At 58.9% G+C, this 11,611-nt stretch carries 11 protein-coding genes and 2 pseudogenes; 8 read left to right on the forward strand and 5 right to left on the reverse strand.

What is annotated here, in order from left to right; genetic code table 11:
* Positions 1–134 precede the first annotated feature (134 nt).
* From PSH97_RS12170 to PSH97_RS28590, 4 genes and pseudogenes are all read left to right on the forward strand, one after another.
* The gene (locus tag PSH97_RS12170; RefSeq protein ID WP_305449384.1) at positions 135–1,439 is read left to right on the forward strand and encodes a CitMHS family transporter; all 1,305 of its coding nucleotides are present in this window, start codon (positions 135–137) and stop codon (positions 1,437–1,439) included.
* A 94-nt stretch (positions 1,440–1,533) separates the two neighbouring features.
* On the forward strand, positions 1,534–2,787 hold the full coding sequence (locus tag PSH97_RS12175) for an OprD family porin (protein ID WP_305449385.1): 1,254 nt from the start codon (positions 1,534–1,536) through the stop codon (positions 2,785–2,787).
* An 80-nt stretch (positions 2,788–2,867) separates the two neighbouring features.
* Positions 2,868–3,635, forward strand: a pseudogene (locus tag PSH97_RS28585) (cache domain-containing protein); the annotation flags it as partial.
* A gap of 411 nt (positions 3,636–4,046) precedes the next feature.
* Positions 4,047–4,541, forward strand: a pseudogene (locus tag PSH97_RS28590) (methyl-accepting chemotaxis protein); the annotation flags it as partial.
* Positions 4,542–4,551: 10 nt separating this feature from the next.
* Here PSH97_RS28590 and PSH97_RS12185 read toward each other — a convergent pair.
* Entirely contained in the window at positions 4,552–5,616 is a 1,065-nt protein-coding gene (locus PSH97_RS12185; protein WP_305449387.1) for a sensor domain-containing diguanylate cyclase, read from the reverse strand.
* A 216-nt stretch (positions 5,617–5,832) separates the two neighbouring features.
* Positions 5,833–6,294 (reverse strand): hypothetical protein, encoded by a 462-nt coding sequence (locus tag PSH97_RS12190; RefSeq protein WP_305449388.1) that lies wholly within the window; start codon positions 6,292–6,294, stop codon positions 5,833–5,835.
* 272 nt (positions 6,295–6,566) lie between these two features.
* Here PSH97_RS12190 and PSH97_RS12195 point away from each other — a divergent pair, with 272 nt between their 5' ends.
* A complete protein-coding gene (locus PSH97_RS12195) occupies positions 6,567–6,905 on the forward strand; it encodes an FKBP-type peptidyl-prolyl cis-trans isomerase (RefSeq protein ID WP_018929733.1) in 339 nt (112 codons plus the stop codon).
* A gap of 245 nt (positions 6,906–7,150) precedes the next feature.
* Here PSH97_RS12195 and PSH97_RS12200 read toward each other — a convergent pair whose 3' ends face one another.
* Positions 7,151–7,486, reverse strand: coding sequence for a hypothetical protein (locus tag PSH97_RS12200; protein ID WP_305449389.1), 336 nt, complete (start codon positions 7,484–7,486; stop codon positions 7,151–7,153).
* A gap of 240 nt (positions 7,487–7,726) precedes the next feature.
* Here PSH97_RS12200 and PSH97_RS12205 point away from each other — a divergent pair, with 240 nt between their 5' ends.
* Together PSH97_RS12205 and dmeF are read left to right on the forward strand one after the other, a co-directional pair.
* Complete coding sequence (locus PSH97_RS12205; RefSeq protein WP_217854637.1) at positions 7,727–8,002, forward strand: metal/formaldehyde-sensitive transcriptional repressor; 276 nt, start codon at positions 7,727–7,729, stop codon at positions 8,000–8,002.
* 11 nt (positions 8,003–8,013) lie between these two features.
* Positions 8,014–8,943, forward strand: a complete 930-nt coding sequence (gene dmeF / locus PSH97_RS12210) for a CDF family Co(II)/Ni(II) efflux transporter DmeF (RefSeq protein ID WP_305449390.1) — start codon at positions 8,014–8,016, stop codon at positions 8,941–8,943.
* An 8-nt stretch (positions 8,944–8,951) separates the two neighbouring features.
* Here dmeF and PSH97_RS12215 read toward each other — a convergent pair whose 3' ends face one another.
* Positions 8,952–10,058 (reverse strand): cytochrome P450, encoded by a 1,107-nt coding sequence (locus PSH97_RS12215; RefSeq protein ID WP_305449391.1) that lies wholly within the window; start codon positions 10,056–10,058, stop codon positions 8,952–8,954.
* An 81-nt stretch (positions 10,059–10,139) separates the two neighbouring features.
* Between PSH97_RS12215 and PSH97_RS12220 the strand changes: the two genes are divergently transcribed.
* Positions 10,140–10,904: an ArsR/SmtB family transcription factor gene (locus tag PSH97_RS12220; RefSeq protein ID WP_305449392.1), complete on the forward strand. Its 765-nt coding sequence runs from the start codon at positions 10,140–10,142 to the stop codon at positions 10,902–10,904.
* Here PSH97_RS12220 and PSH97_RS12225 read toward each other — a convergent pair.
* Positions 10,901–11,509 (reverse strand): LysE family translocator, encoded by a 609-nt coding sequence (locus PSH97_RS12225; protein ID WP_305449393.1) that lies wholly within the window; start codon positions 11,507–11,509, stop codon positions 10,901–10,903. The genes PSH97_RS12220 and PSH97_RS12225 overlap by 4 nt on opposite strands.
* Positions 11,510–11,611: the final 102 nt, after the last annotated feature.

An 11,611-nucleotide genomic window follows, 5' to 3' on the forward strand; every position in this document is an offset into this window, starting at 1 on the left:
TACTGCGTAAGCGCTGCAAACACTAACCTTTTTACTACCTGCTGCCGGGCGTCGCCGATCGCGTCGCCTGGCGGGCTCGGGGTCGTTCGCCTGCGCGTCGGCCACGCATTCCATAACAACAAGAGAGTTGCCCTATGCTCGCCTTACTCGGTTTGGCCATGGTGGTTGTGTTCACCTTCCTGATCATGACCAAGCGTCTGTCACCGATCGTTGCATTGACCATTGTTCCGATCGTCTTTGCAGTCATCGGCGGTTTTGGTGGAACCACCGGTAAAATGATGCTCGACGGTCTGAAAATGGTTGCCCCGTCGGCAGCGCTGCTGCTGTTCGCAATTCTGTTTTTCGGTTTGATGATCGACTCGGGGCTGTTCGATCCGCTGATCCGCAAGATTCTCAAGCGGGTCAACGGCGACCCGATGAAAATCGCGGTCGGCACTGCGCTGCTGTCGCTGACTGTCGCCCTGGACGGTGACGGCACGACCACTTACATGATCACCTGCGCGGCGATGCTGCCGTTGTACAAGCGCATCGGCATGAACCCGATGATTCTGGCGACCATTTCCATGCTGTCGCTGAGCATCATGAGCGGCATGACCCCTTGGGGCGGCCCGGCGACCCGGGCGATTGCCGCGCTGGGGCTGGATGCCGGGGCGTACTTTGTTCCGTTGTTGCCCACCATGATCGGCGGCGCTGCGTGGGTGGTATTCACCGCGTTCCTGCTGGGCCGCGCCGAGCGTAAACGCATTGGCAACGTCCAGCTGCAAAGCGGCGGGAGTGATTGCTACATCAAGGCGATTCTTGAGGACACGCCGCACAAACGCCCGAAACTGGCCTATGTCAACCTGATGCTGGTGACGGCGGTGATGGTCGCGCTGGTGATGGGGATCATGCACTCGGCAATCCTGTTTCTGATTGGCTTCGTGCTGGCGCTGATGATCAACTATCCGCAACTGGACATTCAGAAAGAACGCATCCTCGCACACTCCGGCAACGCCATGACTGTGGTCCTGCTGGTGTTTGCGGCTGGTATTTTTGCCGGGATTTTCTCTGGAACCAAAATGGTCGACGCATTGGCGCAAACCCTGGTGGACTGGATTCCACCGTCCTGGGGGCACCTATTCCCGCTGGTGGTGGCGATCACCAGCATGCCGTTGACCTTCGTGCTGTCCAATGATGCCTATTACTTCGGTGTGGTACCGATCCTCGCCAACGCGGCGGCAGCCTACGGGATCGACCCGGTGGAAATCGCCCGGGCGTCGATTCTTGGCCAACCGGTGCACTTGATGAGCCCGCTGGTGGCCTCGACCCTGTTGCTGGTGGGGATGGTCGATCGCGACCTGGGCGACTTCCAGCGCGCCACCTTCAAATGGGCGGTGCTCACTTCCCTGGTGGTCACAGCTTTAGCCCTGCTGACCGGTGCCTTGACGCTGTTCTCCTGATTCACCCCTGACTCGCCGCTGATAGAACTCCACGCTCCCGACGGCGGGCGCGCGGTCACGTGCATTCTTAAAACAACAATATGAGTAGTTCGACATGACCCATTTCCTGACTCGCGGGGCTTTTCTTCCTCTTCTGGGCGTGTTGCCGATGGCCACTGCCGGTGCGAGTGATTTCATCGACGACAGCAAGTTGAAGCTGCAACTGCGCAACGTCTATTTCAACGAAAACTTTCGCGATGAACATGGCTTGAGTGCGCGTTCGGCCAGAACCGCCAAAAGTGAGCGCACCGAGTGGGCCCAGGGTTTCCTGCTGGATTTCCAGTCGGGGTTCACCCCCGGCACTATCGGTTTCGGGGTCGACGCATTGGGCCTGCTGGGTGTCAAACTCGATTCCGGGCGTGGCCGCAGTGGCACCGGTCTGTTGCCGGTACACGATGACGGCCGCGCCGCCGATGAGTTTGCCAGTGCCGGGGCTGCGGCCAAGGTCAAACTGGCCAAGACCACCCTCAAATACGGCACTCTGCTGCCCAAAACGCCGGTACTGATCTACAACGATGCGCGTTTGCTGCCGCAGACCTACGAGGGTGGACAAGTCACCAGCACCGATATCGAAAACCTGACCCTGACTGGCGGTCATCTGGACCGATTCAAACTTCGCGATTCGACCGATAGCGTGTCGATTGTTCCTGACGGTTATTCAGGCGACAAAGGTGGCGATTTCAACTACGCCGGTGGTGATTACAAACTCGGCAAGAACACCCGTCTGAGTTACTTCTACGGTGAACTGGAAAACTTCTATCGCCAGAACTTTGCCGGCATCCAGCACGATCTGCCATTGGGTCCCGGGGTGTTGACCGGCGACTTGCGCTATTTCAACAGCCATGACGCGGGCCGTGCCTACGCCTCGAAAATCGATAACGACATGCTCAGCGGTCAGCTGACCTACGCGGTGGCGGGGCACACCTTTGGCGGCGGTTATCAACAACTCAGCGGTGACGCCGGGCTGCCGTACATCAGCGGTGCGACGGTGTACTCGTTCAGCAACGTCGGCATCGGCAAGTTCATCGAAGAGGACGAGAAGACCTGGATGCTCAGCTACGGTTACGACTTTGCGCCGATGGGCATGCCCGGGCTGACGTTCATGACCCGCTATCTCAAAGGCAACGACGGCAAGTCCGACACCAACATCAAAGAGTCCGAACGCGACACGGAACTGGCTTATGTGGTCCAGAGCGGCACGTTCAAGGGGGTTGGCGTGAAGCTGCGCAACTATGTCTACCGCTCGGACTTCGCGCGTGGACGTGACAGCAACCGGATCTATTTCACTTACGACATTGCTCTCTGGTAACGGCGCCGGAAGGTGCTCGCAGCAGGCTGCGGGCGCCTTTTCAGTTAGCAGTCCAGGTCGCGCGACGAAGGAAACCGGATATGTCATTTAAACGAAAAATACTGCTGCTCACGTTACTTCCCGTGGTGTTGTTCGCAGTGGTATTGAGTATCACCACCAGCAAGATTCTGCTGTCGTTGGCGGAGCAGGAAGTCACGCAAACCCGCGATCGGTTGCTGGCCGAGAGTCGGGCCAGGCTCGAAGATTATGCAAGCATCGCCCGCAGTTCCATAGCAGGGTTGTATAACAACGCAAACAGTGGCGACCTGCAAAGTCGGGCCCTGGCTATCAGCCAACTGTCGAAAATGAAGTATGGCGATGACGGCTACTTCATCGGCTACGACAGTCAAGTCGTGCGCCTGTTTCGCGGTGAAAGCAGCGAAGGTGTGGGTACCAACATGAGCGATCGAAAGGACCGCGACGGGGTTTATCTGAATCGCGAGATGGTCGCGGCAGCAAAGAACGACTCGCACTACGTCAACTACGCCGGGGCCTTGGTCAATACCGATAAAGTTGTGCCGAAACTGGCCTACAGTTTTTTCCTGCCCAAATGGGACATGGTAGTGGTCACTGCCGTCAATCTGGACAGCATTGAAACCCAGGTGGCGCAGGTTCGTGCGGACATCGACCGACGGGTGAACAGTATTGTTTACGGGATCATCATGGTGGCCGTGGTGTTGCTGGCAATTATTGGCGTATTGGCGCTGCTATTGGTCAATGCCGGCCTGCGGCCGCTGACACTGATCCGCGACAGTCTTGACGAGATTGCTGCCGGTGAGGGGGATTTGACCCGACGCTTACCCGTCGGCAGCCAGGATGAGTTCGGCCAGTTGGCCGGTTCATTCAACGCTTTTATCGGCAAAATTCATGGGTTGGTCAGTCAAATCGTGGCAATGACCGGGCAATTGAGCAACGCTGTCGGGCAAGTGGCCAAGCAGGCCCGGCATATGGACCTGGCCATGGAGCAGCAGCGTCAGGAGACCGATCAAGTAGCGGCGGCGATCAATCAAATGTCGTCGGCGGCGCAGGAAGTCGCGGTCAGTGCTCAGAGTGCATCGGACGCGGCCATGGAAACCGATCAGCAGACTCGACGCGCCCGGCAAGTGGTCGACGGCAGCATTGCTCGTATTCAGGGACTGACGTTGGACCTGGGACGCAGCGGTGCGTCTCTGGACAGCCTGCAAAGCGACGTTTCGGCAATTGTCACGGTGCTCGATGTCATCCGTTCGATTGCCGAGCAGACCAATCTCCTGGCCCTGAATGCGGCCATCGAGGCCGCCCGTGCCGGTGATGCCGGGCGAGGTTTTGCGGTGGTTGCCGACGAGGTACGTGCTCTTGCCAGTCGTACCCAGCAAAGCACCCAGGAAATTCAGGCGATGATCGAGCGCCTCAAGCGAGCCACCAGCATCGTCGTGACCTCAATGCATCAATCCGGTGAAGCCGGGGAGGGGGCCAGCACTCAGGCTTATCAGGCCGGTGAGTCGTTGGGCAACATCGTCGAATTAATCGCCACTATCAACAGCATGAACGCGCACATCGCCAGTGCTGCGGAGGAGCAAACTTCGGTGGCGGAGGAGATTAACCGCAGCGTGCATCAAATCGCCCGGGCAATCGACAGCGTTGCCGATGAAACCCAGCGTGGCGTGCAGACGGTCAATGACCTCCACGGCATTGGGCGCGGCCTCGAAGTCCTGGTCAAACAGTTCAAGATCTGAGGCGCCTGCATCAGACCCGGCTCACCGTCTGACCGCCCAACCGATACTGATTATTCCCGCTTCGCTTGGCCTCATACATCGCCAGGTCGGCAATGTGAATCAACCGGTCCATGCTCGGTGCATGGTCCGGGAACACCGCGACCCCAAGGCTGCTGCCGATGTGGCGCTGGTCGTTGCCGATGGTCACCGGCGGTGCGAGTTCGATGAAGATTTTCTGGCAGATGCTGCGGGCTTCGTCTTGCAGGCTGTTGCCTTGGGGAAGTCCTTGCAGGATGACCACGAACTCGTCGCCGCCGATCCGGGCAACGGTGTCGGTTGAACGCAGGATTTTCTTCAGGCGTGTCGCGGTGGTGATCAGCACGCGGTCGCCAGCGGCATGGCCGTAGTGGTCGTTGATCGCCTTGAACCCATTGAGGTCGACAAACACCAGCGCCACCCGCGTGGCGCTGAGGCGGGCCTGCTCCAGGGCGTAGGACAAGCGTTCTTCGAGTACCAGGCGATTGGGCAGGCCGGTCAGCGGGTCGTAATGGGCCAAGTGTTGCAGATAACTGGCGGAGGCTTTTTCTTCGGTGATGTCGCGGACCACGCCCATCATCTTGATCGTTGCGTCATGCTCATTCTTGACCACATTGCCGGTCTCCCGCAGCCAGCGGATGCTGCCATCCGGCCAGACCACGCGGTATTCCTCGTCGTGGTTTTCGCCGGTTTCCAGGCAACGCAATTCACCGGCGCGGACCTTGGCCCGGTCGTCCGGGTGCACACAGGAACAGAACAGGGCGTAGGAGGGCGTCACCTCGCCGATCTTGAACCCGAACATCCCGTAGATTGCATCCGACCAATAGAGCTTGTCGGTATCAACCTCCCAGTCCCAGGTGCCGATGCGGGCGAAGTATTGGCTGCGTTTGAAACGCTCGGCGTCGCCCTCCTGGTGGATGCTTCGTCCTTCGGTGAGGCTGTCGATCAGCGCACGGCACTCGGCCAACTGCTTTTGCAACGAACGATCGCGCCAGATCAGCGCGATGATCAGCGCAAAGGTCAGTGAGCCGATGGTGATATCGATCCAGAGCTGACTCATTGAGGAATTGCGCTCATGGTGTATCGAACCGTGGGGGAGGTGGCGGGTATATTAAGGCTCTGTACGAAAAACTGCCTGCGTGTCGATCATGCTGCGTTAAAAACAGCCTCGGAATGCTCATTTACAACCCGTAAACTCCGCTTCATCGCCAGTTTTTGCCTTGCCTGATCGACACTTGGCGACTTTTCGTACAGACCCTGGCAAGCAGGAGGTGGGTCAGTGCGCCACTGACGGTTGGGTCGCGACCGAGACGGTGAAGGTCACGACAATCAGCACGACGAGTACCCAGAACATCACCATGACTGTCAGCATGACGACCTTCAGGCTTTGATAAAGCCAGCGCAACCAATGGCCTTCGGGTTTTGCTTCTGAGCGGGTTCTGAGTACGCCTTTCAAATAGAAGCCGAGGAGGGCCAGCAATGCGCCATCAATCAACAGCGCAGGCAGGCCGGCTTCGGGGAAAATGCTTCCCCACCGATAGAATGACGATCGGCTCAAGAACACCACATAACAAATGAGGCTGCCGTAGGGGATGGCTCTCCACCATTTACCGGCCAGCGCTCCGACCATCAGGCACATAATCACCATGAACGGGTTGAGGAGAATATGGATCATCCACTCCAGTACGTTGGGGAAGTAGCCCGGGGAATGGATGCTGCGCCAGATGTGTTCAAACATTGTTCAGGCTCCTGCCTTCTATGGAGTAAGTGCTGCTTCGGTGCTTCCGTGCCGCTGCACGGTATCGGCGTATTGTCGGGTTACATAAGTCCTGTTGTGTAAATTAGGGGCTGTACGAAAAGTCGCCGAGTGGCGATCAGGCAGTTTTCGTACAGTGCCTGGTTCACGACCACTGCCAGATACAAAGCGAAACGGTTGCCAATAGCCTGCATTTCTGGGAAAACGGCGCCCATCAAGCCCGTCCGGGCAAGCGTACAGATTGAGTGAATGTCATGAATGATGAGTTGCAGGTAATCGACCTTGAAGTGGGCGACGGCAAAGCCGCCGTCAAAGGCGCGCTGATCACCACCCAATATCGCGGGTGGCTGGAAGATGGCACTGAATTCGATTCTTCCTACAGCCGGGGTAAACCTTTCCAGTGCGTGATTGGCACGGGACGGGTGATCAAGGGCTGGGATCAAGGAATCATGGGCATGCAGGTTGGCGGTAAACGCAAGCTGCTGGTGCCGGCGCATCTGGCCTATGGCGAGCGCTCGATGGGGGCGATTACGCCGAATTCGAATCTGATTTTCGAGATTGAATTGCTGGAAGTGCTGACGCGGGATGATTGATGGGCGAGTGAACTGAAACGACAAAACCCGCTGTCTCTGTGAGGAGATAGCGGGTTTTTTGATCGTTCCCACGCGCAGCAAAGGAATGCCTCACCGGACGCTCTGCGTCCGCTCTTTGGGACGCAGAGCGTCCCTGGCTGCATTCCCACGCAGAGCTTGGGAACGATCGGTGACGGCGGCTATTGCTGCGGGTCGATGTTCTTCAGCGCCGGTTCACGGCCAGTACCCTTTTGCTGATGGGCGAGTCAGGTGAATGTCTCAATATCATCAAGAGTGTCCGCAACAGTCCCTTCCAGGGAGGGGAATTTCCCCTTCACCTTCTCAAGGGCCGGGCGCACAGCACCCATGTCCAGATCAGCATGTCTGCGGGCTATGTGACCGAGCGCGGTGATGGCAGATGCTGCAACCGATTCGGACTCACTCTCGAGGTATTTCAGGCAGGTGTTCTGAGCCCAGGTCTTGTCTTGCTCATTCAGGCCAATAGAAATCAATGCGGCGGCAACCTTGGTTTCTACGTCGCTAGCTAGAAGCCTCGTCGCTTCCTCATGGCTCATTGTCGGATCTTGGTAGAGAAGGCTCACTTTTTAACTCCCTGAATGTTGCCTTTATGATCGGTTTTTCCTGCCTTGATCAGAGCATTTTGATCGTTCCCACGCTCCGCGTGGGAATGCCTCACCGGACGCTCTGCGTCCACTCTTTGGGACGCTCTGCGTCCCTGGCTGCATTCCCACGCAGAGCGTGGGAACGATCGGTCAACCTGACTTGCCAACCGCGGTTGCATCGGTAACCATGCACGCCATATAGGGGTAGGGGGTATACGTATGTCGCACATCCACGAACACAAAGACGACCTGCTAAATCGTGTCCGGCGTATTGCCGGTCAGGTCCAGGCGGTGGAGCGGGCGCTGGAGTCCGACGCCGAATGCGCCAAAACCTTACATCTGGTCGCGGCGATCCGCGGAGCGGTCAATGGTCTGATGGATCAGTTTATCGACGCCCACGCCCGTGAACATGTGGCGCATCCCGGACTCAGCGATGAAGCCCGCGCCGAAGGCGTTGAAGACTTGTTGCAAGCCATCCGCCGTTACTCGAAATAGAGGCCAGCCCCATGACACTGACACCTCAGGCTTCGCGTTATACCCACGACCACCTGTTTCTGGGCGCCGCCCACGATGAGAACGCGCGCCGCACGTTGTGGGTGGTGGCGCTGACCTTCGTGATGATGATTGGCGAGATTGCCGCCGGTTACATCACCGGTTCCATGGCGCTGCTGGCGGACGGTTTTCATATGGCGACTCACGTCGGGGCCTTGGGCATTGCCGCGGCGGCCTACGGTTTTGCCAGGCGGCATGCCAACAACTCGCGCTTCAGTTTCGGTACCGGCAAGGTCGGGGACCTGGCAGGTTTTGCTTCTGCCATCGTGCTGGGCCTGGTGTCGATCGGCATCGCCGGCGAATCCATTGTGCGGCTATTACAGCCGACTGCCGTGGCCTTTACCGAAGCGACGGTGATTGCGGTGGTAGGGCTGGCGGTGAACATCGTCAGTGCGTTTCTGTTGTCGGGCAATCATGGACATCACGGCCATGATCATCATGATCACAGTCATGCCCACGCTCATCATCACGACAACAACCTGCGTTCGGCGTATTTGCATGTCCTGGCCGATGCGTTGACCTCGGTGCTGGCCATCGTGGCATTGTTAGCCGGGCGCTACCTGGGCTGGGTCTGGCTGGACCCGGTGATGGGGATTGTTGGTGCCATCGTAATCGCGAGATGGGCATATGGCTTGATGCGTGACAGCGCCGCCGTGTTACTCGACACCACCGATGAACACGTCGCCGCCGAAATTCGTGAGTTGCTCGAATCGGCGGACGATGTTCGCATCAGTGACCTTCACGTCTGGCAAGTCGGCCCTCAGGCGCGGGCGGCGATTGTCAGTGTCGTGGCCGTGGCGGGTGTCAGTGCCGACGCAATTCGCGAACGCCTGGCGCCGGTTCATGAGTTGTCTCACCTGACGATCGAGCATCGCCACGCTTGAAGTGTCTTTCAGGCAAAGAGCGGAATGCGGCCGTTCAGGGAAGGGCGGTAGTGCCAGGTCAACCGGTCCAGCGCGGGTTTCATGGTCAGAATTTTGCTCAGCGTCGCACTGGCAATGCTCATGGCCAGCACCTGTCCCGGACATTGATGACGCCCCGCGCCGAAAGTGAAGCTGCGACGGTTCGGGCGGTCGAGCAGGAACGTATCGGGATCGTCATTAAGCTGCGGATCGCGATTGGCCGAAGCCAGCAGCACCAGGATGACGTCGCCGGGGTTCAGGCTTATGCCGTCGATTTCACACGGTGCGGCAACGAAACGGCGGGTGTTTTGCACCGACGGGTCGAAGCGCTGGACTTCAGCGATCAGGTCATCAACTGGAGCCGAATCCAACTGTGGGTTTCGAATCAACGCCAATAGCGCATTGCCGATCAGCCCGGCAGTGGCTTCACAGGTCTGGGAGAAAAGGCCAATCAGGTTGGCGATCAAGGTTTCAGGATCGGTCGATGTCGCCGCGAAACGCTGCCGGATACCGGTGAGCAAGGTGCTTCGATTGTTCGGGTCGTCCAGAAGCTCGATGAAATAACCCTTCAGCTGTTCCGCCGCGACATGGGCAGCGTCCAGTTGCGCCTGATCGCTGAGTGGCGACAGGCAGGCGACGAAGTCGGCGGTCAGCTCGCTGATGGCCCGGCCCTGAGCCGGAGAGAACCCCAGCAACGCCGCCACCACACAGACTGGCCCGCGAAACATCGCCGCGTACAGCCCATCGGCGCCCGGAGTGATCAACCGAGCGCCGACCAATTCGTTGACCACGTTCACGTCAATCAACGTCAGTCCCGGCTCAATCGCCGCCCTCGGGCAACGCTGCCGCTCACCCTCGTTCATCCGCATTAACTGACCGAACACCTTGCCGGCCATGCCTTGGGCAATACTCTTGGGCACTGGCTCATGGGACGGGCGCACATGACAATCCGGATGCGCCAGCACGGCGGCAGCGGCTCGGGCGCTACTGGCGACCCACAATTTCAGTCCCTGATGAAAAACCAGCCCACCCTCGGCGCGCAATTGCGCGTAGTAAGGGTAAGGATCGGCGTGAGTCGCAGCGATGATCGGGTCCATGGGTCGCAGCCTTATCGATGGTTGAAAAGTGTTGCTACTATCTCCAGTCCGAAAGGGCCTTGATTCGTCCGGGAGCGAAATATGAACGCAGAACAACATGACGTCGGCGTTTCTCAAGTGGCCGCAGCGATTGCCGAGCCTGCGCGGACGAAAATCCTCTGCTCGTTGATGGACGGCCACGCCCGCACCAGCACCGAGTTGGCGACGATTGCCCAAGTCAGCGCTTCGACCGCCAGCGCGCACCTGGCCAAGCTCAAGGAATTGGCGCTGGTGCGTTTGCACGTTCAGGGCCGCCATCGCTATTACAGCCTCGCGGACAAGCGCGTGGCCCAGGCCCTGGAAGCGTTGATGGTGATCGGCCAGAACGCTGTGCCAATGTTCAACCCGCGCACCCCGGACCGCCTGCAATTCGCCCGCACCTGCTACGACCACATGGCCGGCACGTTGGCAGTGGTGCTGCATGACCGGATGATCGAAGCGGGGTGGTTGCTGGAAACCGATGAGCAGGCTTATCGACTGAGCGACAGCGGCGAAGCGTTGTTCGAAGGGTTGGGTATCGACGTCAATAACCTCAGCACCTTGCGCCGTCGCTTCGCCTGCCCGTGCCTGGACTGGAGCATGCGCCGGCCGCATCTGGGCGGTGCCTTGGGCGCGACGTTGCTGCAAACGGCGATCAAACGCAAATGGGTGACGCAGGATCTGGACAGCAGGGCTTTGGCGTTGACGGCGGTGGGGCGCAAGGAACTCAGTCGCTGGTTCGCCGTTGAGCTGCCGGTTCAGGTGACGACAGCACAACCCGCGCCTACCGAGAACAGGCGCCGCGCGATCGCCAGTCCTGTGGCTTAGCGACTCGACGACGCCATGAGCACGCCAAAGCCTGCGAAGGTCACGCCCGAGACTTTCGCGGTCAGCCAGGAACCCTTCGGGCTCGATAACCAGCCTTTGGCGGCATTGGCGAGCAAGGCATAGCTGCCATGCACCAGAATCACCAGTACGCCATAAGTAGCGACTAGCTTTATGAACTGGGTGTAGAAGTGCGCCGAGGTGTCGATGAATTGCGGGAACACCGCCAGAAAGAAAAACACCGCCTTGGGGTTCAATAGCTGCATCGAAGCCGCTTCAAGGAAGCGATAGCCAGGGCTTGAGGGGCGCGTTTCAAGCAGCGTGCTGAAACGATCCGAGCGCCAGCTTTTGTAGCCCAGGTACAACAAATAGGCGGCCCCTGCGTACTTCAACGCGGTAAAGGCGTTCGCCGAGGTGCTGAGTATCAGGCCAACACTGGTGGCGCTGATGGCGGCGACCACAAACGCCCCCGACGCGATCCCCAGAATGCCCGGCACCGCCCCCGTCCAGCCGTGGCGCACTGCGTTGGACAGGGTCAGGACCACGCCAGGCCCCGGGCTCAAAATGGTCAGGGTGGCGAAAAGTACAAAGAGGCCGTAGCTGTTCATGTCTTGCTCCGTCAGGTGACGCTGGCTGCGTTCTGGCAGATTGGCGTGACGACGAGGGCGTGACAAACGCTTTAATTAAAGCGCATAGGTGACTAAATTAGA

Origin of the sequence: Pseudomonas cucumis (assembly GCF_030687935.1) — a bacterium.
GTDB classification, from domain to species: domain Bacteria; phylum Pseudomonadota; class Gammaproteobacteria; order Pseudomonadales; family Pseudomonadaceae; genus Aquipseudomonas; species Aquipseudomonas cucumis.

Bases quoted from the DNA above. Each gene is read 5' to 3' on its own strand.
- PSH97_RS12170 (WP_305449384.1), top strand. From the start codon at position 135: ATGCTCGCCTTACTCGGTTTGGCCATGGTGGTTGTGTTCACCTTCCTG.
- PSH97_RS12175 (WP_305449385.1), top strand. From the start codon at position 1,534: ATGACCCATTTCCTGACTCGCGGGGCTTTTCTTCCTCTTCTGGGCGTG.
- PSH97_RS12185 (WP_305449387.1), bottom strand. From the start codon at position 5,616: ATGAGTCAGCTCTGGATCGATATCACCATCGGCTCACTGACCTTTGCG.
- PSH97_RS12190 (WP_305449388.1), bottom strand. From the start codon at position 6,294: ATGTTTGAACACATCTGGCGCAGCATCCATTCCCCGGGCTACTTCCCC.
- PSH97_RS12195 (WP_018929733.1), top strand. From the start codon at position 6,567: ATGAATGATGAGTTGCAGGTAATCGACCTTGAAGTGGGCGACGGCAAA.
- PSH97_RS12205 (WP_217854637.1), top strand. From the start codon at position 7,727: ATGTCGCACATCCACGAACACAAAGACGACCTGCTAAATCGTGTCCGG.
- dmeF (WP_305449390.1), top strand. From the start codon at position 8,014: ATGACACTGACACCTCAGGCTTCGCGTTATACCCACGACCACCTGTTT.
- PSH97_RS12215 (WP_305449391.1), bottom strand. From the start codon at position 10,058: ATGGACCCGATCATCGCTGCGACTCACGCCGATCCTTACCCTTACTAC.
- PSH97_RS12220 (WP_305449392.1), top strand. From the start codon at position 10,140: ATGAACGCAGAACAACATGACGTCGGCGTTTCTCAAGTGGCCGCAGCG.
- PSH97_RS12225 (WP_305449393.1), bottom strand. From the start codon at position 11,509: ATGAACAGCTACGGCCTCTTTGTACTTTTCGCCACCCTGACCATTTTG.